General features: G+C 65.5%; 20 protein-coding genes. 16 read left to right on the forward strand and 4 right to left on the reverse strand.

The genetic code is table 11. From position 1 onward, the window contains the following. Window positions 1–669 (reverse strand): LLM class flavin-dependent oxidoreductase (locus VKP01_RS14245; RefSeq protein WP_324413406.1); only part of this gene is annotated, 669 nt, incomplete at its 3' end. A gap of 367 nt (window positions 670–1,036) precedes the next feature. After that, a complete protein-coding gene (locus VKP01_RS14250) occupies window positions 1,037–1,576 on the reverse strand; it encodes a DUF1499 domain-containing protein (RefSeq protein WP_324413409.1) in 540 nt (179 codons plus the stop codon). Window positions 1,577–1,757: 181 nt separating this feature from the next. Here VKP01_RS14250 and gltX point away from each other — a divergent pair, with 181 nt between their 5' ends. Then, a complete protein-coding gene (gene gltX, locus VKP01_RS14255; protein ID WP_324413411.1) occupies window positions 1,758–3,104 on the forward strand; it encodes a glutamate--tRNA ligase in 1,347 nt (448 codons plus the stop codon). A 227-nt stretch (window positions 3,105–3,331) separates the two neighbouring features. Continuing rightward, the gene (locus VKP01_RS14260; RefSeq protein WP_324413413.1) at window positions 3,332–3,823 is read left to right on the forward strand and encodes a DUF6101 family protein; all 492 of its coding nucleotides are present in this window, start codon (window positions 3,332–3,334) and stop codon (window positions 3,821–3,823) included. 52 nt (window positions 3,824–3,875) lie between these two features. On the opposite strand, the gene hemB is transcribed toward VKP01_RS14260, so the two are convergent. Continuing rightward, complete coding sequence (gene hemB / locus VKP01_RS14265) at window positions 3,876–4,973, reverse strand: porphobilinogen synthase (protein WP_324413415.1); 1,098 nt, start codon at window positions 4,971–4,973, stop codon at window positions 3,876–3,878. A 229-nt stretch (window positions 4,974–5,202) separates the two neighbouring features. Between hemB and VKP01_RS14270 the strand changes: the two genes are divergently transcribed. The 6 genes from VKP01_RS14270 to VKP01_RS14295 all read left to right on the forward strand — a co-directional run bounded on the left by VKP01_RS14270 (window position 5,203) and on the right by VKP01_RS14295 (window position 12,272). Continuing rightward, window positions 5,203–6,279 (forward strand): enoyl-CoA hydratase/isomerase family protein, encoded by a 1,077-nt coding sequence (locus VKP01_RS14270; RefSeq protein ID WP_324413416.1) that lies wholly within the window; start codon window positions 5,203–5,205, stop codon window positions 6,277–6,279. Next, the gene (locus tag VKP01_RS14275; protein ID WP_324413417.1) at window positions 6,276–6,749 is read left to right on the forward strand and encodes a DUF6163 family protein; all 474 of its coding nucleotides are present in this window, start codon (window positions 6,276–6,278) and stop codon (window positions 6,747–6,749) included. Before VKP01_RS14270 ends, VKP01_RS14275 begins: the two co-directional genes overlap by 4 nt. Window positions 6,750–6,865: 116 nt before the next feature. Continuing rightward, window positions 6,866–8,290: a 3' terminal RNA ribose 2'-O-methyltransferase Hen1 gene (locus VKP01_RS14280; RefSeq protein ID WP_324413445.1), complete on the forward strand. Its 1,425-nt coding sequence runs from the start codon at window positions 6,866–6,868 to the stop codon at window positions 8,288–8,290. Beyond that, complete coding sequence (locus VKP01_RS14285; protein ID WP_324413418.1) at window positions 8,287–10,092, forward strand: polynucleotide kinase-phosphatase; 1,806 nt, start codon at window positions 8,287–8,289, stop codon at window positions 10,090–10,092. The genes VKP01_RS14280 and VKP01_RS14285 overlap by 4 nt, the downstream gene beginning before the upstream one ends. Continuing rightward, complete coding sequence (locus VKP01_RS14290; protein ID WP_324413419.1) at window positions 10,089–10,916, forward strand: hypothetical protein; 828 nt, start codon at window positions 10,089–10,091, stop codon at window positions 10,914–10,916. The genes VKP01_RS14285 and VKP01_RS14290 overlap by 4 nt, the downstream gene beginning before the upstream one ends. A 183-nt stretch (window positions 10,917–11,099) precedes the next feature. After that, window positions 11,100–12,272 carry a zinc-binding dehydrogenase gene (locus tag VKP01_RS14295; RefSeq protein ID WP_324413420.1) on the forward strand — a complete coding sequence of 391 codons (1,173 nt, stop codon included), beginning with the start codon at window positions 11,100–11,102 and terminating at the stop codon, window positions 12,270–12,272. Window positions 12,273–12,322: 50 nt separating this feature from the next. Here VKP01_RS14295 and VKP01_RS14300 read toward each other — a convergent pair whose 3' ends face one another. Next, window positions 12,323–14,242: an OmpA family protein gene (locus VKP01_RS14300; RefSeq protein WP_324413421.1), complete on the reverse strand. Its 1,920-nt coding sequence runs from the start codon at window positions 14,240–14,242 to the stop codon at window positions 12,323–12,325. Window positions 14,243–14,440: 198 nt separating this feature from the next. Between VKP01_RS14300 and VKP01_RS14305 the strand changes: the two genes are divergently transcribed. From VKP01_RS14305 to VKP01_RS14340, 8 genes are all read left to right on the forward strand, one after another. Further along, window positions 14,441–15,355 carry a VOC family protein gene (locus VKP01_RS14305; RefSeq protein WP_324413422.1) on the forward strand — a complete coding sequence of 305 codons (915 nt, stop codon included), beginning with the start codon at window positions 14,441–14,443 and terminating at the stop codon, window positions 15,353–15,355. A gap of 30 nt (window positions 15,356–15,385) precedes the next feature. Beyond that, complete coding sequence (locus VKP01_RS14310) at window positions 15,386–15,907, forward strand: phosphonopyruvate decarboxylase (protein ID WP_324413423.1); 522 nt, start codon at window positions 15,386–15,388, stop codon at window positions 15,905–15,907. Between the two features lie 35 nt (window positions 15,908–15,942). Next, on the forward strand, window positions 15,943–16,539 hold the full coding sequence (locus VKP01_RS14315; RefSeq protein WP_324413425.1) for a thiamine pyrophosphate-dependent enzyme: 597 nt from the start codon (window positions 15,943–15,945) through the stop codon (window positions 16,537–16,539). Beyond that, a complete protein-coding gene (locus tag VKP01_RS14320) occupies window positions 16,540–16,692 on the forward strand; it encodes a hypothetical protein (protein WP_324413427.1) in 153 nt (50 codons plus the stop codon). A gap of 45 nt (window positions 16,693–16,737) precedes the next feature. Next, complete coding sequence (locus tag VKP01_RS14325; RefSeq protein ID WP_324413429.1) at window positions 16,738–17,412, forward strand: HAD-IA family hydrolase; 675 nt, start codon at window positions 16,738–16,740, stop codon at window positions 17,410–17,412. A 256-nt stretch (window positions 17,413–17,668) separates the two neighbouring features. Beyond that, window positions 17,669–19,603, forward strand: coding sequence for a molecular chaperone DnaK (gene dnaK / locus VKP01_RS14330; protein ID WP_324413431.1), 1,935 nt, complete (start codon window positions 17,669–17,671; stop codon window positions 19,601–19,603). Window positions 19,604–19,739: 136 nt separating this feature from the next. Continuing rightward, complete coding sequence (gene dnaJ / locus VKP01_RS14335) at window positions 19,740–20,891, forward strand: molecular chaperone DnaJ (protein ID WP_324413433.1); 1,152 nt, start codon at window positions 19,740–19,742, stop codon at window positions 20,889–20,891. A 60-nt stretch (window positions 20,892–20,951) separates the two neighbouring features. Beyond that, on the forward strand, window positions 20,952–21,563 hold the full coding sequence (locus VKP01_RS14340; RefSeq protein WP_324413448.1) for a class I SAM-dependent methyltransferase: 612 nt from the start codon (window positions 20,952–20,954) through the stop codon (window positions 21,561–21,563). Window positions 21,564–21,728 lie beyond the last annotated feature (165 nt).

Here is a 21,728-nt window from a genome sequence, read left to right on the forward strand (position 1 = left end):
GAATACATTCAGCCCCAGCATGACATGGGGCGCGGCGAGATGGCGCGAGGGCTGGAAGCGCTCGCGATAGACCCTGATCGCATCCATCATCTGCGCCGGCGCGAAATGCGAGGCGAAGGCATAGGGAAGGCCGAGCATGGCCGCGAGCTGCGCGCCGAACAGGCTCGATCCCAGAATCCAGACCGGTACGTCGAGCCCCGCCCCCGGAATTGCCCGGACCTGCTGGCCGGGTTGGACGGGGTCGAAATAATGCATCAGTTCCACGACATCGTCGGGGAATTGATACGCGTCCCCGCTCAGATGGCGGCGCAGCGCCTGTGCCGTCGCCTGATCGGTGCCGGGTGCCCGCCCGAGGCCCAGATCGATGCGACCGGGAAACAGGCTGGCCAGCGTGCCGAACTGCTCGGCCACAACGAGTGGCGCGTGATTGGGCAGCATGATCCCGCCGGCGCCGACGCGGATCGTGCTGGTCGCGCGGGCAATATCTGCAATCACGATGGCTGTCGCGGCGCTCGCGATGCCCGGCATGTTGTGGTGCTCGGCCAGCCAGTAACGCTGATAGCCGAGCGCCTCGGCATGGATGGCGAGCTCGCGGGTCCGCGCCAGCGCCGTGCCGGCATCCTCGCCTTGGGCGATCGGGGCGAGATCGAGAACCGACAGACGGGTCATGCGCATCTCCCTCTGGCTGACGCTTTCGCCGAGTGTGCATCTGCACGAGCGGGATGGCAAAGCGTATTGCCGCAATCGCCTTTTGGCTGGTGCTGGTGCATGTGGCCCGATCACTCCCCGCCGGCAAGCTTAAGCCTTAACCTAAACAGACCGAAAATCCGCAGTTTTGGAGGAAAGCATTGCCTCTGCCGCGATTTAAGATATTTTTAATAAAACCGAATGGATCACCCCGAGATTGTGGGTGCAGCCATGCCCTCGATGCTCAGGTCCGCCGCATCTCCTGGGTTTCTTGGGCCTGACCGGCGGGCGCGTGTGATTGGCCTCCTCAACTCCACGCCCCGCCGGTCAAACCTTTGCTTTACGACTTTCAATCAGCCATTGTTTCCTCTGCGTCAATCCGGTCACTGATCGCGGCGAGCCAGCGTTCCAGGCGGGCGCGGTTCGCGCCGAGATCGGAATGGCCGATCTGGCTGCGCGAATACAGCCCCAGCATCGATTGCCCCGGGCCTGCGCCATAGACACGCGCCACCACCGTATCGGGATAGCGCATCAAGGCGGAGCGGACCACGAAACGCTCCTCCTCTTCCCAGCGGGCCGAATACACCAGCTGTGTGCGTGGCTGTTCCAGAGCGACCGCGCGCACGATCTCGCGCAAACGCGCCCCCGGGATCGGATAGACCGGCGTTACGAAATCGACTTGCGTGTCGCCGCAGATATCGGGATGGCAGGCAAGCGCGTCGTTGGGAGAACCGCGTCGGGTGAGATTCTCGAAATCGACGCTGCCGAGATCCGGCGGACCGAAAATCCGGGCATAGGCATCGTCAATGCCGCCAGGCTCCGCGCCGCGCCAGAGCATGAAGGCAAATCCGCCCGCGAGAAGGGCGAGGATGATGAGGGCGGTGAACATGATACGCAGGGTCGCCTCCGGGGCCGTGGGTTTCCGTGACTTTCTACCAGAAAATCCTCGCTTCGGATTAGGGGTTGCCGCAAAAATCGCGTAAACGGCAAAAGTCGCGTAGAGAGAAGGCGCGCGCTGCTTCGGTGCGCGCCGGCACACACCCACAAGCGCAACCGCCAGGCCAGATCGCATGTCCGCAACCGCTCCCAAACTCCGCTTCGCCCCCTCGCCGACGGGGCTGATCCATATCGGCAATGCCCGCACCGCCCTGATGAACGCGCTGCATGCCCGCCGCCACGGCGGGAGCTTCATTCTGCGTTTCGACGATACTGATCGCGAGCGCTCGCGTGTGGAATATGCGCAGGCGATCAGCGCCGATCTCGCCTGGCTCGGGATCGTGCCGGATATCACCGTTCGGCAATCGGAGCGATTTTCCCTTTACGACTCGGTTGCCGACAAGCTGCGCGCGATGGGGCGGCTCTATCCCTGCTACGAGACGCCCGACGAGCTCGAATTCAAGCGCAAGCGCCAGCTCGCGCGCGGGCTGCCGCCGGTCTATGATCGCGCCGCGCTCGATCTCGACGATGCGGCGCGCGCGGCGCTGGAGGCCGAGGGCCGCAAGCCGCATTGGCGCTTCAAGCTTGATGCGCGCGTGGTCGTCTGGGACGATCTGGTGCGCGGCGAGAGCCGCGTCGATTGTGCCTCGCTGTCTGATCCGGTGCTGATCCGCGCCGACGGGACCTATCTCTACACCCTGCCATCGGTGGCTGATGATGCGGATCTCGGCGTCACCCATGTGATTCGTGGCGAGGATCACGTCACGAACACGGCCGTGCAAGTCCAGCTCTTCGAATTGCTTGGCGCCAATGTGCCGCGTTTCGGCCATCACAACCTGCTCACCACCGCCTCGGGGGAGGGTCTGTCGAAGCGTCTGGGGCATCTCTCGCTCTCGGCTCTGCGCGAAGCCGGCTACGAACCGATGGCGGTCGCGGCGCTCGCGGTGCTGGTCGGCACTTCCGAGGCGGTGCGCCCGGTGGCTGATCTCGATGCGCTGGCTGGATTGCTCGATTATTCCGGTATCTCCCGCGCCCCGGCAAAATTCGACGAGCACGAACTCGAGAATCTCAATGCGCGCATCGTCCACGAGATGCCCTACGAGACGGCGCGCCCGCGCCTCGAAGCGCTCGGCATCGGCGGTGGTGCGGCGTTCTGGGAGGCGGTGCGCAAGAATTTGACGCGTCTGCCGGAGGTGGCCGAGTGGTGGCCGGTGGTGGCTGGCCCGGTCACGCCCGTGATCGCGGATGCCGGCTTCTGCGAGATCGCCGCGCGGCTGCTGCCCGAGGGCGCGCCCGATGGCGAGACCTGGTCGGCCTGGACGAAGGCGCTCAAGCAGGAGACCGGTGCCAGGGGCCGCGCCCTGTTCATGCCGCTGCGCCTCGCTTTGACCGGGCGCGATCACGGCCCCGAACTCGGCCCGCTCCTGCACCTGATCGGTCGTGAAAAGATCTTGGCGCGTCTCGCCGGGCGACCCGCATGACGATCCGCCGGATCACCTTCATCAGCTGTTAAAGATGATCCGGTGGATTATAGGATCATTGCAAGAATTCGTTCAGCATGGCTTCGGTTATGCGCAATCAAACACAATTTTAACCGAAGCAATTAAGAGGATCGACTCTTCTCGCACCTAGTCTCGCTCCTGACAGACAACGCGCCGTACAAGCCGCAAGCATAGCGGCGGCGGCAGACAGTCAAGGGCGTCGACAGATGAATCGTTTAGAGCACAAGCACACGAACGATCAGGACGGAGCGGCCACGCCGGAAGCGCTGGAGCGGATCGCAGCGCATCTGGTCGAGGGTTCTACCTTCACCGGTGCCGCGCCGCTTCGCGGCCTCGCACTGAGCCTCGCGACGGCGGAGGGGGCCGAGATCCCGCTCTTCGACATCCTCGCCATCGATGCGCGCGACGAGGTGGCCTGCAGCCTCGGCCAGTTCCATGAAGACGAAGTCGTCGCGATCTGGCGGCGCATGGGGGCCGATTCCGGTCTCGCGCTGATGCTCCACAACGAAGATGGCTCGCTGCTGGAGCCGTATCCGCAGGTCGGTGCCGTGCAGCTCGGGCGCTCGCGCCAGCGCCGCCGCCACGGGCTCCTGCGCGAGCGCCGCCCGCGCTTCCTGACCCGCCGCAAGACCGGGCGCAGCAATGATCGCCCGCTCGTCCATCGCGAGCACGAACTCTTCTCCGGCGCACGCGGCTGAGCATCCCGGCGCGGTTTTTCCCCATATCGGATTGAGTTGCCGGGCGGTGCTCTCAGGCGCCGCCCGCCTTGCGTTCCGCGAGCAGCTTTTCGGCCACGCGCGGCGCGAAATAGCTGAGCACCCCGTCGGCCCCGGCGCGCTTGAAGGCCATCAGGCTCTCCATCATCGCCCGCTCGCCATCAAGCCAGCCATTGGCGGCAGCAGCCTGGATCATGGCGTATTCGCCGGAGACCTGATAGGCGAAGGTCGGAATCCCGAATTCACGCTTCACCGCATGGATGATGTCGAGATAGGGCATGCCGGGCTTGATCATGACCATGTCTGCGCCCTCGTCGAGATCGAGGGCGACCTCGCGCAGGGCCTCGCGGCTATTGGCCGGATCCATCTGATAGGTGCGTTTATCACCCACCAGCATCGTGCTGGTGCCTATGGCATCCCGGAACGGGCCATAGAAGGCGGAGGCGAATTTCGCGGCATAGGACATGATCTGCACATCCGCATAGCCCGCCGCATCGAGCGCGGCGCGGATGGCGGCAACGCGTCCGTCCATCATGTCGGAGGGGGCGATCACATCGGCGCCGCTCTGCGCCTGCACCACCGCCTGGCGGGCGAGTGCCGCCACGGTCTCGTCATTGACGATCCGCCCGTCTTCGAGCAGGCCGTCATGGCCGTGGCTGGTATAGGGGTCGAGCGCGACATCCGTGACGATGCCGATCTCGGGCACCGCCGCACTGATCGCCCGGCAGGCGCGGCAGACCAGATTATCGCCGTTGAGCGCTTCCGAGCCGGTCTCGTCGCGCAACGCGGCGGGCGTGTTGGGAAAGAGCGCGATTGCCGGGATTCCCAGCTGCGCCGCCCGCTCGGCCTCACGCACGGCGATATCGATCGAAAGCCGCTCGACGCCGGGCATTGAGGGGATCGCCATGCGCTCGCCGGAGCCCTCGGTGACGAAGAGCGGCCAGATCAGATCGGCGACGTCGAGATGATTCTCGCGCACCATGCGGCGCGTCCATTCGCTCTTGCGGTTGCGCCGCGGCCTGTGGCGCAGATCCAGCGGATTTGCGCGCGCCACCGGGGCGGATTCGCCGGGGCGATCGACTTCGCGCAGATGGGCACTGCGCGGCTGGAAGGGTGTCGGGGTGGAGGACATGGACTTCTCCGCGCCGCTGGTGGTCCGGGGGATGCGGCTGTGAGGCAATCTATAGCATTTCGGAATCATTCCAAGAATGGGGACATCTTCGTATCGCTGCGGCCTTTTTGCCCATGGTTGACCGCGCCGGGGACACGCGTCTAACTGTCGATCCATTCATGCCGGCGGGTGCAGTCGCCGCCGGCCCGGTCAGCGGGAACTTCCCGTGAGGAGCGAGCGGAGCCGTTTGATGGCACAGGCAAATTCCGAAACCGATTCGTCCCCGGCAAAGCCGCAGGCCGAGGTGATCTGCGCGCGCGCGGGGCATGCCGGCCTGATCACCCTCGACCGGCCACAGGCCCTCAACGCCCTGACACTGGCCATGGTGCGGGCCATGCGCGCGGCACTCGACGCCTGGGCGGATGATCCGCAGATCAGCTGCGTGATCGTTCAGGGCGCCGGCGAGAAGGCGTTTTGTGCCGGCGGCGACATCCGCCGTCTGGTCGAAGCGGGACGGGCGGGGCGCCCGGAAGAGGCGCTTGCCTTCTGGCGCGAGGAATACGAACTCAATGCGCTGATCGCCGATTATCCCAAACCCTATGTCGCGCTGATCGACGGGATCTGCATGGGTGGTGGCGTCGGGATTTCGCTGCACGGTTCGCATCGTGTGGCCGGCGAGCGCTACCTCTTCGCCATGCCAGAGGTCGGGATCGGCTTCTTTCCCGATGTCGGCGCAAGCTATGCGCTGCCGCGTCTGCCCGGGCGCGCGGGGCTCTATCTCGCCCTGACCGGTGCGCGGCTGAAATGCGCGGATGCGCTGGCACTAGGCCTTGCCACCCATGCCGTCCCCTCGGAGGCCTTCGACGCGATTCGCGACAGGCTGCAGGCCGGCGAGGCGCCCGATGCGGTGCTCGCCGATCATGCCCGCGACCCGGGCCCGCCCCCGCTAGACGCCCAGCGCGCCATGATCGACCGGGTCTTCGATGAGGGTTCGGTGGCCGAGATCATCGCGGATCTCGAATTCGAGGGCAGCGAGGCCGCCCGCCAGATCGCGAAGACGATCAAGGCGAAATCGCCGACATCCCTGCGCATTGCCTTCGAGCAGATGCGCATCGGGGCGACGATCGATTTCCGTGAGGCGATGCGGATGGAGTTCCGGATCGTGTCGCGCATTCTCGACGGCACGGATTTCTACGAGGGCGTGCGCGCGGTGCTGGTCGACAAGGATCAGAAGCCGCAATGGGAGCCGGCGAAGCTGGGTGACGTCTCCGATGAAGCGGTGGCGGCCTATTTCGCGCCGCTGGTCACTGCGGAGCTCGGCGTGTGATCGGCTTCCTGCGCCGCCGCGCCGCCATCAGGCCGTCACCCCATCCGCGTGATGAGCGCAGCGATGCGGCCCTGCGCAGCCAGCCGCAATCGCGTCCGCGCCTGACCTGGAGCCGGGTTCTGATCTGGTTCATGCGCATGATCGCCTTGCTCTGGATCGCGCGCGGGTTGAGCTACTGGGCGGCGATCCTCGGCGCCGGCGAGGCCGTCCCCGCCTTCGAGGATCGGCCGCCCGGGGTGCAGACCACGATCGTCTACTTCGCGGTCATCGATCTGATCGCGGCGATCGGGCTCTGGCTGACGACGAGCTGGGGTGGCGTGCTCTGGTTGCTGGCCGTGATGAGTCACCTCGTGCTCGCCGCTTTCGTGCCTGCAGCCGTCGCGATCAACTTGCTGATGGGGCTGATCTACTGCGCGCTGATGGTGATCTATCTCGGCCTGTCCTATCTCGCGGGTGGCGAAGAGCAGTGAAGCCGGTCGGCGGGCCAGAGAAATCAAAAGTGGTTTTTATTTAATTTTTGCAACCTTTGTTGTCATGGGGCTATTCGGCGTGTATCAATGTGCGGTGTGAACATTTCGTGAATATCATGCAGGTCGAAGTCACATTGCGGGCGCCTCCGGGGAGCGATTACAGCGCCCGTGATCTCGGACATTTGCTGCACAAGCATCCCGATCGCGTCCATGTGCGTGATGTCGGCACGGGCGCGCTGACGGTCTTCTTCGCGGAGAGGGACGACGCGCAAACCCGTGCCGTCATGCATCACGCCGTCGATCCCGTGGCGCTGGTGCGCGGAAAGGCGGGGCCGGGTTCCGGGGCGCGGGGCGGCAGCGGCGAAGGGCTTCTGGCGCAATACGTCAACGACCGGCCCTATGCCGCGAATTCGCTGCTGAGCGTGGCGCTGGGGCGGGGCATCGGCCAGGCGCTTTCCGGGCGCTCGCGGGAGCGGCCCGAACTCGCCGTGCGCGCGCTGCCCTTCGAGATCCGGGTCGTGTCGCTTGCGGTGCATGGCGATGCCGATCTGGTCACGCGGATCTTCGCGCCGCTTGGTTACGCGGTGGAGGCGCTTGCGCTGGGCGAGACGGGATTGCGCGCGGTGTTCGATCTGCGCCTCGGCATCACGGCGCGGCTTTGTGATGTTCTCGGGCAACTCGCCGTGCTGGTCCCGGTCCTCGACGATGCCAAGCATTACTGGGTGGACGATACCGAGATCGACAAGCTGCTGGCGCGTGCCGGTCCGTGGCTGGCCGCGCATCCGGAGCGCGATCTGATCATGCGCCGCGCGCTCAAGCATCGCCGTGATCTGGTGGATACGGCGCGGGCACGGATCGATGCCGAGGCGGCTTTGCAGGCGGATTCAGTGCAGGGCGAAACGGTGGCGGCAGGGCTGCGCCCGCAAGGAAGGCGCCTTCATGATGCGCGTCTCGACATGGTCGCCGGCATCATCGCGCAGGCGGGCGCGCGCAGCGTGCTCGATCTCGGCTGCGGCGAGGGGCGGCTGATCCGGCGCCTTCTGGCCGCGCCGGCAATCAAGCGGATTCTCGGGGTCGATCCCGCTCTGCGCCTGCTGGAGACAGCGCATGCGCGGCTCGATCTGGACGGGGCGGGAGAGGCCTTGCGTCGGCGGGTGCAGTTGCAGCCGGGCAGCCTCACCTATGCTGACCGGCGCTGGCGCGGCTTCGATGCCGCCGCCCTGGTGGAGGTGATCGAGCATATCGAACCCGCGCGACTGCCCGCGCTCGAAGCCGCCCTGTTCGGTGATGCGCGCCCCGGTATCGTCGTGGTGACGACGCCGAACCGCGCCCATAATGCGGCATTTGCCGGCCTCGATCCCGGCGATCTGCGCCATCACGACCACCGCTTCGAATGGAACGCGGCGGAATTCGGCGCCTGGGCCGGTCGGGTCGCGGGTGCTCATGGTTACGGTTTCGAGATCCGGCCCATTGGTGAGGCGGATCCGGTCCACGGCGCACCCTCGCAATGCGCGCTCTTCACCCGGGAGGCGGGCGCATGAAGGTCACCATCCCCGATTTCGCCCTGGTCCTGCTGGTCGGCCCGACGGGAGCAGGCAAGACGCAATTCGCGCGCCGGCATTTTTGTGAGACGGAGGTAGTCTCTTCCGACCGCTGCCGCGCGCTCGTGGCCGATGACGAGATCGATCAATCCGCCACCGAAGACGCTTTCGCCGTGCTCGAAGCAATCGCGGAGCGGCGGCTGAAGCGGCGGCGTCTCACGGTGATCGACGCCACATCCGTGCAGCGCGCCGACCGGGCGCGGCTCCACGCGCTGGCGCGGCGCCATCATGCCCTGCCGGTGCCCTTCGTCTTCGACATCGATCCGCGCATCTGCGCGGCGCGCAATGAGACGCGGGCGGGGCGCGATTTCGGCGCGCATGTGCCGCATAACCATGCCAAGGCGCTGCGGCGGGATCTGCGCCACCTCGGCAAGGAGGGGTTTCGCCACATCACCGTGATGCGCACGCCGGAGGAGGTGGATGCGGTCGCGATCACGCGCGTGCCGCTCTGGACCGACCAGCGTCATGATCACGGCCCGTTCGACATTATCGGCGATGTGCATGGCTGCTACGACGAACTCACCGCCTTGCTCGAGGCGCTCGGCTATGAGCGTGCGCCATACGCGTCCGGCGAGGGGCTCCTGCATGCGCGCCATCCAAAGGGGCGCCGAGCATTCTTCGTCGGCGATCTCACCGATCGCGGCCCGGCCAATCGCGATTGCCTGCGGCTGGTGATGGGGATGTGCGCCGAGGGGCAGGCGCGATGCGTCATCGGCAACCACGACTTCAAGCTGTCGAAATGGCTGCGCGGACGCAAGGTCAAGCTCGATCACGGGCTCGATCGCACGGTGGCGGAGCTCGAATCCTGCTCGCCGGATTTCCGTACGCGCGTGGCCGATTTCATCGAGGGGCTGCTGTCGCATGCCTGGCTCGCCGATGGCAGCCTGGTGGTCGCGCATGCGGGTTTGAAGGAGGAGATGCACGGTCGCGGCTCGTCGGCGTTACGCAGCTTCGCCATGTTCGGCGAGACCAATGGCGCGGTGGACGAGGCCGGCCTGCCGGTGCGTCTCGACTGGGTGCGCAATTATCGCGGCGCAGCAGAGGTCGTCTACGGCCATACGCCCGTCGCCGAGGCGCAATGGCGCAACAACACTTTGTGCATTGATACGGGCTGCGTCTTCGGCGGCGCGCTGACGGCGTTGCGCTGGCCCGAGCACGAAATCCTGTCGGTCCCCGCCGCGCGTGAATATGCGCCGCCGTTGCGCCCTTTCCGCGAGGGTGCAGCGGGGGAGAGTAAGGCTGGTGACGGCGCAGCGGGCGAGGGTGCCGCAGGTGAGGGTGCAGCAGCGGGGCCAGCGCTGCCCGAGCGCGACGATATCCTCTATTTCGACGACTTTGCCCGCAAATTGCGGATTGTCACGCGCCTAGGCGGTAGTATCACGATCCCGCAGGAAAATGCGCTCGCAGCCCTTGAGATCATGAGCCGTTTCGGCATTGACCCGCGCTGGCTGATCCATCTGCCACCTACCATGGCTGCCCCGCCCACCGCCTCTGAGGGGCCGTATCTGGAGCATCCCGATCAGGCGCTCGCCTGGTATGCGCGCCGTGGCGGAGGGCCGGTGATCGTCGAGGAAAAGCATATGGGTTCGCGCGCGCTGATCGTGGTGGCGCGCGATGCGGCCTGCGCAGCGAAGCGCTTCGGCGTGCGCGACGGCAAGGCGGGGACCATCTATACGCGAACCGGGCGCGCCTTCTTCACCGATGCGGCGCTGGAGGCGCAGGTGATCGTGCGGATCGGGTGATCGCGCGGATCGGGGCGGCCGTCACCGGGGCGCGGTTGTGGGATGAACTCGCGACGGACTGGCTGCTCCTCGATGCCGAGATCATGCCCTGGTCGGGCAAGGCGCAGGATCTGCTGCGCCGGCAATATCGCCCCGCCGGCATCGCCGCACAGGCCTCGGCGCAGGCGCTGATCGCTGCGATTGCCGATGCTGGTGACCCGGAGGACCTGCGCGCATTGCGGGCGCGCGCCGGCATCCAAAGCGACAACGCACAGGCCATGGCACATACGCTCGAAGGGTATTGCTGGCAGGCCGGTTCGATCGATGCCTGGCAGATCGCCCCGTTCCACCTGCTCGCAGTGGAGGGGCGCCTCCTCACCACGCAGCCGCATCACTGGCATATGGATCTGCTGGCGCGGCTTTGCGGCAAAGAGCCGATCCTGCGCGAGACCGGCTGGCAGGTGATCGATCCCGCCTCCGCCGCTGACCGGGAGGCAGTGACCGGCTGGTGGGAGCGGCATACGGCGGAGGGCGGGGAGGGTCTCGTGATCAAGCCCGATGCTTTCGTCGTGCATGACGGCAAGGGGCTCCTGCAGCCGGCCATGAAGGTGCGCGGACGCGACTATCTGCGCCTCGTCTACGGGCCGGATTACGATCTGCCGGAGAATCTCACCCGCCTGCGTGAACGCGCGCTCGGGCGCAAGAGCGCGCTGGCGGCGCGCGAATTCCGGCTCGGGCTTGAGGGGCTGGAGCGTTTCGTGGCGCGCCGTTCCCTGCGGAAGGTCCATGCCTGCGCGTTCGGCGTGCTCGCGCTGGAGAGCGAGCCGGTGGATCCGCGGCTATGAAGGTGCGCATGGCCGTAAGCGTGGTCATCGGTGCGCGCGCCCGGATCCGACCGGGCGCGATGCTGCAGGTGTTGCGGGTCCGCGCAAATCCGGCTTGGCTGCGCTTCCTGATTGCCGTAGCGGCAAGTGCGGTTAGCCTGATCTCGCGGGCCGGTCTCCTGCCCGCGAGGGAGGAGCCTGACCATGGCGCAAGAACAATCGACAATCCGCGTTTCCACCTTCGATGGCCCCGGCGCGAAGGCGCAGATCCGGGAAGTGCCCTGGCCGGAGGTCGGTCGCAAAGGGGCTTTGATCAAGGTCGCCGCCTGCGGCGTCTGCGGCACGGATCTGCATATTCTCAAGGGTCATTGGCCCAAGCCGCTGCCCTGGCCGTTCACGCTCGGCCACGAGATTTCCGGCGTGGTGGTGAAGATCGGTCCCGATCTGAAGACGGACTGGATGGATCAGCCGATCAGCGAGGGCTCGAAGATCATGATCCCGCCCTTCATGCCCTGTGGCGACTGCTATTATTGCAAGCACTATCCCGAACATTCCAATCGCTGCCAGACACCGGTCTATTACGGGCGCTATCTCGGATTCGACAAGGCGCCGCATCTGTGGGGCGGCTGGGCGGAATATATCTATGTGGATCTCGGGATGCTGCCGGGCACCAAGATCTACAAGCTGCCCGACGCCATGTCGCTGCGGCTCGGAGCCCTGTCGGAACCGATCACCTCGACCATTCGCGGTTTTGCCCGCGCCCAGCGTATGGGCGGTTTCAAATGGGGCGATACGGTCGTGATCCAGGGCTCGGGGCCGATCGGGATTCTGGCCATCGCCGCAGCCCAGGAGATGGGGGCCGGCAAGGTGATCTGTGTCGGCGCGCCGGAACGGCCCCGCCTCGAACTCGCCCGCCGCTTCGGCGCGGTGGCCACGGTGGATATCACGCAGATGACCGACCAGCAGGAGCGCATCGCGCATGTGCGCGAACTCTGCGGCGGCTACGGTGCGGATCTGGTGATGGATTGCACGGGCCACCCGAGTGCCGGGCCGGAGGGGATCGAATTCCTGCGCGATTCCGGCTTCTTCATCGAGATGGGTCAGTTCACCGATGCCGGCTCGATCATGACGAACTGGCACCGCTTCGTGGCGAAGGACATCACCATAATGGGCTCCTGGGCCTTTACCGAGAACGATCTCGCGCTCGGCGTGAAGATGCTCCACCACGCCGCCGATCGCTATCCATGGCTCGATATGCAGACGCTCTATCCGCTCGACGATGCCGGGCTCGACCGGGCGGTGAGCGATGCGATGGCCATGAGCACCGTCAAATCGACGATCATCCCGTTCCCGGAGATGGTGGAAGCCGAAGCCTGAACCGGATCACGGGGCAGCGGGCGTGATGCGCCGCGCCGCCCCGTCGATCGTCAGCCGCGCGGGCCCTGCGCGATCAGCGGGGTGATGCGGCGGATGGTGACGCGCCGGTTGCCGCGCTCGCCTGCCTGCGTGTCGATCTTGAGATATTCTTCGCCGTATCCCTGCGTGACCAGATTCTCCGGCGGGACATCGTAGAACTGGCTGAGGATAGAGGCGACGCTCTCAGCGCGACGATCCGATAGCGACAGATTGTCGATGGCCCGGCCCACCGCATCGGTATGGCCCTCGATCAGGAAGATCTCGTCGGGGCTGCGATCAATGACGTCGTTCATCGCATCGGCGACGCGCTGGAGCTGATTGATCTGTGGGCGGTTCAGCCTCCAGGAGCCCGAATCGAAGGTCACCGTGTCGAGATCGACCCGGGCCATGTAGTCGCGCAGATTCGGATTGTATCGCACCTCATCCAGCGTATAGCTTTCCCGGATCTCGGAAACGGGCGGTGCGCTGAAGATGTCTTCGAGATCATCTTCGCGGACATCGCCGTAATCGACGATGTAGCGGTTGCGCGGGATATCCACGACGGGCGGGGCAATCTCGATGCGGAACGAGAAGGCGCTGCCCTCATAGCCGAAGCGCGTGTCTTCGCGCCTGTCGTCACGGCGATCGCCGCGCCGCTCGCGATCTGTGTGGACCTGGCGGATATTGTCGATCAGCACCGTTTCCGTGCCATCGGGCTCGCGGCGTATCCGGCGCAGGAGATTGCCGTCGGTGTCGAGAATGGTGATAATTTCGACATTGCCTTCGCGCGGGGCGATCAGAACGTCCTGTTCGCCCCTTCGTTCGCGGCGGACATTGGAATAGGTTCGACGCACGCGCTCGTCCTCCGCCTGCCGGAGGATGATCTCGTTACCCTGCTGGAGGATTGTGCGCGCGCCCGATTCCTCCGTGATCGTCACGCCGTCCTCGGTGCGCTCGCGCCGGCCTTCGCGAACATCTGCGAAATCCTGCGGCTCTTCTGCCCTCTCTTCCGGGGGAGCGGATTCGCGTGTCGCCTCTGCCGCATCGCTTTCGGTACGGGGTTCACTGCCTTCGTTTTCCGACCCGGTCGCAGTTGCCGTCTCACCACGGATTTGACGCTCGGATTCAGCGTCCGCTTCGGTCACCGCTTCGGCTTCCTGCTGCGCTTCGGCTTCGGCTGCAAGCCCGGCTTCACTTTCGACCTTGGCGTCGACTTCCGCGTCGACTTCCGCGTCGGCTTCGGCTTCGGCTTCGGCTTGCGCTTCACGTTCTGCCTGTGCTTCACGCTCAGCTTCAGCCTTGCGCCTGGCCTCGGCCTCTGTTTCTGTCTCGGCGAATGCCGTCGATCCAGCTGTAGCCTCGCGTTCTGCCTCTGCTGCCGCTTCGGTTTCTCCTGCCTCAGTCGCTGCGGCTTCTGCTTCACGCTCTGCGGCCTCTGCAGCGGCGCGCTCGGCTTCGGCCCCCGCTGCCCGGTCACGGATATCCTGCACCTTGCGCCGGGTCGTCTCGAGGCGTTCGCGGATCGCGCCGATTTCCGCTTCGGCGGCGTCGGCGGCTTCGCGGGCCTGTGAGGCGGATTGCGCGTCCTCATCGGCCTGCGCTGCGGCATCCTCGGCATCGGCTTGTGCGACCGAGACCGCCTCCGGATCGGCATCGGGTTCGTCAGCGAGCGCCTCGAACGCGGCGCGCGCATCATCGGCCTGCGCCGTGCTCGTCGCTGCGCGATCGGCAAGGTCATCGGCGCGCTCACGCAAGGCGCGCGCCTCCCACTGCGTTTCGGCGAGAGTGCTTTCAAGGCGCTCAAGCGTCTGCGCGTCGAGGCCGGCCTCTTCGAGCATCACCGCGATAGATGGCGAGGATGCCTGTGCGGCGGCGCGGCTGGTGAGATCCGGTGCGGCAAAGAGCGCGAGCGGCATGGCCGTGCCCGCGAGGAGAGCGGCGAGGCGTTTCATTCTGATTTGTCCCTGTTTGCTGTCATGAGCTGCATGCTGCATGCTTGCTACGAGACGAACGGGGGCTGAAGGGTTCGGTTCCCTGCGCTATCGCGCCAGGGTTCGCTGCATCGCTGCGCGATCATGCAAATGCATTCGCGCGATTGTCCCCACAGACGCCGCTTGCCCGCGCCGAGGCGCGCGACGTAGGTTGCGCGCATGGTGTCGTTTCGACAGATTCCCGGCGAGAATGAGGTCTTCTTCGACCATCTCGCCCATTTCGTGCCGGATATGGAGGCGGCGAGCGCAGCGCTCGAGGCGCTCGGATTCGTGCTGACCCCCTTCACCGAGCAGTGCAACCGCACCCCGCAGGGCTTCGTGCCGGCCGGTACCGGCAATCGCTGTGCCATGCTGGAAAGCGGCTATCTCGAATTTCTCACCCGCTGTGCCGACACCCCGCTCGCAAGCCGGCTCGAAGCCGCGATCGCGCGTTACACGGGGGTGCATCTGCTCGCGATGAGCGTCGCTGACGCGAAGGCGACGCGCGCGCATCTCGAAGATGCGGGATTTGCGCCTGACGAGGCCGTGCAACTCACCCGCGCCATCGCGCTTCCTGATGGTGGCGAGGCCGAGGGGCGGTTTTCAGTGGTGCGGGTGTCCCCCGATGCGATGCCCGAGGGGCGTATCCAGGTGCTCACCCATCACACGCCCGATATCGTCTGGCAGGCGCGCTGGACGGCCCATCCCAACCGGATCGTCTCGCTGGAAGCCGCGCTCCTTCTGGTGGATGATCCGCCGGAGGCAGCCGCGCGCTTCGGGCGATTTCTCGGGCGCGTTCCCGTCCGGCGGGATCATGCCCGGCTGGTTCTGCCACTCGATCGCGGCACGCTCGTCTTCACCGATGACGCGACGCCCTACGGCATATCCACCATGGCGCGCCCCTGCATCGCGGCCTATGCGCTCGGCAGTGCGGAGCCGGGCGCGAGTGTGCAGCATTTCGAGGCCGGCGGCGCGAAGCGGGTTGCGTCCGGTCACGCCGCGATCCGGGAGGGCGCACGCCTCGAAATGCCGCCGGCGCTCGGCGGTCATGTCGTGATCGATAGGCCCGGGAGCGTGCCGGATTGGGCGCGGTAACATGATTCTGATCAGGGAAACGAGGAGCCGATGAGCGAGACCCGTGTGGAAGACTGGCGCGAAGCCATTTACGAGGAACTCGTCGCAGCGCGGGTCAGCCAGGTGGCGTATGTGCCCGATGCCGGCCACAGCCATGTGATCACGCGCTGTCACGAGGATCCGGCGATCACGCCGATCGTGCTCACCACCGAAGAGGAGGGGATCGGCGTGATCGCCGGTGCCGATCTCGCCGGTGCGCGCGGTGTGCTCCTGATGCAGTCGAGCGGTGTCGGCAATTGCCTCAACACCTTCTCGCTGGTGCGCAATTGCGGCTTTCCCATCGTCACGATCGTGACCATGCGGGGTGAATGGGGCGAGTTCAATCCCTGGCAAGTGCCGATGGGCCAGGCGACGTCGACCACGCTGGAAGCGGGCGGACTGGTGGTACAGCGCGTGGATGATCAGGCGGATGTGCGCGCGGTCGTCAGATACGCTCTGCACATGGCGTTCGAGGGCGGCACCGCGATGGCAGTGCTTTTGTCGCAGCGGCTCATTGGTGCGAAGATTTTCTGATTGTGCAGTGTTCGGGAAATGATGGGAGAAGCGCTATGACGGCGTTGAATTCAGGGCGGGACGCTTTCGAGAGGCGCGAGCTGGTCGCGGAGCTGTTGCGCGATCGCAATGATGATCTTCTCGTCGTGACCGGGCTCGGCTCGCCCACCTATGATGTCGCGGCGGCGGGTGATGATCCGCGCAATTTCTATCTGTGGGGTGCGATGGGCTCGGCGGCGACCATCGGGCTCGGCCTCGCCCTGGCGCGCCCCCGGGCGCGGTTGCTCGTGGTGACCGGTGACGGCGAGATGCTGATGGCGCTCGGTGCGCTCGCGACGATCGGCGTCGCCCGCCCCGACAATCTCGCCATTGCAGTCCTCGACAACCGGGCCTATGGCGAGACCGGCGGCCAGGCGAGCCATACGGCGCACGGGGTCGATCTCGTCGCGATGGCCCGTGCCGCCGGCTTCAACGAGGCTGCGCATTGCGATGCAACCGGCGGCTTCGAGGCGCCGCGTCGCCTGCTGCGCGAGGCGCCCGGCCCGGTGCTCGCTGTCTGTGCGATACGTTCGGGCGAGAACCCCCGTGTGATGCCGACGCGTGACGGGCATCACCTGCGCGCGCGCTTTCGGCAGGCGATCGGGATGGCGTAGGTGGAACACAGATCCGGCTTGAAGCACGAGGATGATGCGGGAGCGACCTTTGTGGTGGATGGATCCTTCGATGGTTTCCGGGGGCGCGCGCAGGTGGTCATATGCGACCGTCTCAAATCCGGCGGCCCGTTTTCGGGCCTCGCTTCGGCGTGATGATGCAGAGGGCCGGATGGCAAAGAAGACTATGGACAAGATGTGATGAGGCGGCTCGTCGTCTTCGATGTCGACGGCACACTCGTCGACAGCCAGAACATGATCGTCGAGGCGCAAAGACGCACCTTCACGGCGCACGGCCTGCCCGTGCCCGATCGCGCGCGGGCTCTGTCGATCGTGGGCCTGTCGCTTCCGGAGGCCTTCACGACCCTCGTCGGGCAGGACGCCCCGGTGGCGGCGCTGGTCGCGAGCTACAAGCAGGCGTTCCGGGATTTGCGGCATGATCCGGCCTTCGCCGAACCGCTGTATCCCGGAGTCGGTGCGGTGCTCGAGACGCTCGCGGCGGAGCCCGGTATCATCCTCGCGATCGCCACGGGCAAGAGCCGGCGTGGGGTCGATCACATGCTCGAGCGCCATGGCTTCGTCGGGCGCTTCGCCTGCGTTCAGACAGCCGATGATGCTCCCTCGAAGCCACATCCGGCTATGCTCCTGCAGGCGATGAGCGCCACCGGCACAACGGCGGATGCCGCGGTGATGGTGGGGGATTCGACCTTCGACATGCAGATGAGCCGCGCCGCCGGCGTCACTGCGCTGGGGGTTGCCTGGGGCTATCACGCGCCCACAGCCCTGCGTGAAGCGGGTGCCGTCGCGATCCTGTCGCAGATGGCGGCCCTGCCTGATTTTCTCGCGCGGCGGAACGATGCTGTCGCCGCCGGGTAAGCGCCTGCCGGCCCGGTGAGGCCGGGTTCCGGGGCCGAAGCACGCGCGGCGGGCATCGTTGTTCGCCGCGTTTTTCCGGGGCCTTGCACGCGGTGACGGCCCCGCCTATATCCCGCGCAGCCGGGGAGGTGGTCGGCGCTTCTTGCGAAGCGGGTCGCGCCTTCCCATCTGAACATCAGTCAACGTGTCAAAAAGCCAGCCATGGGCCGGGTCGCTTCGGGATCCGGCGGTCTGCTTGAAAGTGAGGGATCCCGCCATGGGTAAAGTTATCGGTATCGACCTTGGTACGACCAATTCCTGCGTCGCCGTGATGGACGGCTCCGCCGGGAAGGTCATCGAGAATGCGGAAGGCGCGCGTACCACGCCCTCCATCGTCGCCTTCACCGATGAAGGCGAGCGCCTCGTCGGCCAGCCGGCCAAGCGCCAGGCGGTCACCAACCCCGAGCGCACCTTCTTCGCCATCAAGCGCCTGATCGGGCGCACTTTCGCCGATCCCATGACCAAGAAGGACATGGATCTGGTCCCGTATAAAATCGTCAAGGCCGACAACGGCGATGCCTGGGTCGAGGCCGACGGCAAGTCCTATTCGCCGTCCCAGATCTCCGCCTTCACCCTGCAGAAGATGAAGGAGACGGCGGAGGCGCATCTCGGCGCCGAGGTCACCCAGGCGGTGATCACCGTCCCGGCCTATTTCAATGACGCCCAGCGCCAGGCCACCAAGGATGCCGGCAAGATCGCCGGCCTCGAGGTCCTGCGCATCATCAACGAGCCGACGGCGGCCGCGCTCGCCTACGGGCTCGACAAGAAGGGCTCGGGCACCATCGCCGTCTACGATCTGGGCGGCGGCACCTTCGACGTCTCGATCCTCGAGATCGGCGACGGCGTGTTCGAGGTGAAGTCGACCAACGGCGACACCTTCCTCGGCGGTGAGGATTTCGACATGCGCCTCGTCGAATATCTCGCCGACGAGTTCAAGAAGGAGCAGGGCATTGACCTGCGCAAGGACAAGCTTGCCCTGCAGCGTCTCAAGGAAGCGGCGGAAAAGGCCAAGATCGAGTTGTCCTCGACCAGCCAGACCGAAGTGAACCTGCCCTATATCACGGCGGATGCTTCGGGTCCCAAGCACATGACCATGAAGCTCTCTCGGGCCAAGTTCGAGAGCCTCGTGGAAGATCTGGTCAAGCGCACCATCGATCCCTGCCAGAAGGCGCTCAAGGATGCCGGCATCTCGGCAGCCGAGATCGATGAGGTGGTGCTGGTCGGCGGCATGACGCGCATGCCCAAGATCCAGGAAGTGGTTAAGTCCTTCTTCGGCAAGGAGCCGCACAAGGGTGTGAATCCTGACGAGGTCGTCGCCATCGGTGCTGCGGTGCAGGCCGGCGTGCTGCAGGGTGACGTCAAGGACGTGCTGCTTCTCGACGTGACACCGCTCTCGCTGGGTATCGAGACGCTGGGTGGTGTGTTCACCCGCCTGATCGATCGCAATACCACGATCCCGACGAAGAAGAGCCAGACCTTCTCGACGGCAGAGGACAACCAGAACGCGGTCACCATCCGGGTCTTCCAGGGCGAGCGAGAGATGGCGGCCGACAACAAGCTGCTTGGCCAGTTCGATCTCGTCGGCATTCCGCCCGCACCGCGCGGCGTGCCACAGATCGAGGTCACCTTCGACATTGACGCCAACGGTATCGTCAACGTCCAGGCCAAGGACAAGGCGACCGGCAAGGAGCACGCGATCCGCATCCAGGCTTCGGGCGGTCTCACCGACGACGAGATCGAGACGATGGTCAAGGATGCCGAATCGCATGCCGAGGATGATAAAAAGCGTCGCGAACTGGTCGAGGCCCGCAACAATGGCGAGGCCCTGATCCATTCGACCGAGAAATCGCTCTCGGAATATGGCGAGAAGATCGGCGAGGGCGAGCGCGATGGTATCACCACTGCGATCGAAGCCCTCAGGGAAGCGCTCGCCGGCGAGGATCTCGAGGTCATCAAGAGCCGCACCAACGACCTGATGCAGGCCTCGATGAAGCTCGGTGAAGCCATGTATCAGGCCTCGCAGGAAGGTGAGGGCGCTGATGCCGCCGAGGCCGGTGACGGCGAGGCAAAGGACAAGGCCGACGAAGACGTCATCGATGCCGACTTCCAGGAAGTCGACGACGAAGACGACGACAAGAAGAAGAGCGCCTGAGCCGCGCTTTGACGCAACAGGGCGCGGATCGCGGGATCCGCGCCTTTTTTACGATTGAAGATCCTCGTTCTTTCTCCGTCGCGATGGCGCCTGTCCGCGCGATCGGCCCGGGAGGGGGCGCAACGCCCGGGAACTCATGTCGAAACGTGATTACTACGAAATCCTCGGTGTCGAACGCGAGGCTGACGAAAAGGCCCTGAAGAGCGCTTTTCGCAAGCTTGCGATGCAATACCATCCCGATCGCAATCCTGGCGACGCGGAAGCCGAACTGCGATTCAAGGAGCTCAACGAGGCCTATCAGGCCCTGTCGGACCCCCAGAGCCGCGCGGCCTATGACCGCTTCGGCCACGAGGCGTTCGCCCAAGGTGGGCCCGGTGGTCCGGGAGGCCCCGGTTTCGGCAATGATTTCTCCGACTTCATGTCGGATATCTTTGAGAATTTCTTCGGTGAGGCGCGCGGTCGGCGCGGTGGCGGACGCGGTGGGCGCGAACGCGGCGCGGATCTGCGCTACAATCTCGAAATTTCGCTGGAAGACGCCTTCAACGGCAAGACAGAAAGCATCACCATTCCCACTTCCGTGGCCTGTGATGCCTGCAGCGGCACCGGCGCCAAGCCGGGTTCTAAGCCGCGCGGCTGCCCGACCTGCGGCGGGGTCGGTCGCGTTCGGGCCCAGCAGGGCTTCTTCACCATTGAGCGCACCTGCCCCAATTGCCACGGGCGCGGCGAGGTCATCGATGATCCCTGCGATTCCTGCGGCGGGTCCGGGCGCGTCACGCGCGAGCGCACGCTCACGGTGAACATACCCGCCGGCGTCGAGGACGGCACCCGTATCCGCCTCGCCGGCGAAGGCGAAGCCGGCCTGCGTGGCGGCCCGGCAGGCGATCTCTACATCTTCCTTTCGATCAAGCCTCATGCCTTCTTCCAGCGCGAGGGGGCGGACCTGTTCTCGCGCGTGCCGATCTCGATGGTGACGGCGGCTCTGGGCGGTGAATTCACCACGCCGACCATCGACGGTTCGGATGCGAAAGTGAAGATTCCCGCCGGCACCCAGACCGGCAAGCAATTCCGTCTGCGCGGCAAGGGCATGCCGATTCTGCGTTCCCGCGATACCGGCGATCTTTATATTCAGGTCGTCATCGAAACGCCGCAGAACCTGACTAAACGTCAAAGGGAACTGCTCGAGGAGTTCGAGGCGGAATGCTCGAAGGACACGCACCCGGAAAGCAGCGGCTTTCTGTCACGCGTCCGCGAATTCTTCGATGGTATCAGCGGGTCGGCGCGGACTTGACCGGCGCCACCCGTGTTGGTCTATGGTGAGCAGATACTTTCGACGAAGAGGCGGCGCGTGCTGAATTCCTTGCAGAAGAAGTCGTCTCAGGCGGCGCGCGCAGACGGCTCGAAATTCGATGACGAGGCGCGCTTCCTGCGGTCCTGGCTCGAAAAGCCATTGTTGACCGGTGCCGTGGCGCCTTCGGGCAAGGCGCTGGCGCGTACCATGGCTTCCTTTGTCGATCCCACGGCCAAGGGGCCGGTTATCGAGCTCGGCCCCGGCACCGGGCCGGTGACGGATGCGCTGGTCAATCGCGGGATCGAGCAGGAACGCCTTGTTCTGATCGAATTCAATCCGGATTTCTGCAAGCTGCTGACCAGGCGCTTCCCCCGTGCGACCATCGTTCAGGGTGATGCCTACGGCCTGGACGAGACACTGGCCGGCATTCTCGACACGCCCGCCTGCGGCGTCGTTTCCAGCCTGCCGTTGTTTACCCGCCCGATGGCCGACCGCACCGCGCTCCTGCGGCACGCGCAGGCGCTGATGCAGCCGCAGGCGCCGTTCATCCAGTTCACGTACGCGATGATACCGCCCATTCCGAAGCGTCCTGGCAGTTTCACCATGGCCGGCTCATCCCGCGTCTGGCGCAATATTCCGCCGGCACGGGTATGGGTCTATCGCGGGGTGTGAAAGCAAGTTGGCTTTTTGATCAGCGCATCATGCCGTCAGCTGGATACTGGCTGGCGGGGGAAATGCTGCGCCGGACAATGATTTGGAGCACCCGGCCCGACTCCGTCAGGTCGGAATGCGCTCTAGAAGCAACTTTATATCGCGTCAAAATACTGGCTGCCTTAA

The organism is Saliniramus sp., from assembly GCF_035311605.1.
Lineage (GTDB): Bacteria > Pseudomonadota > Alphaproteobacteria > Rhizobiales > Beijerinckiaceae > Saliniramus.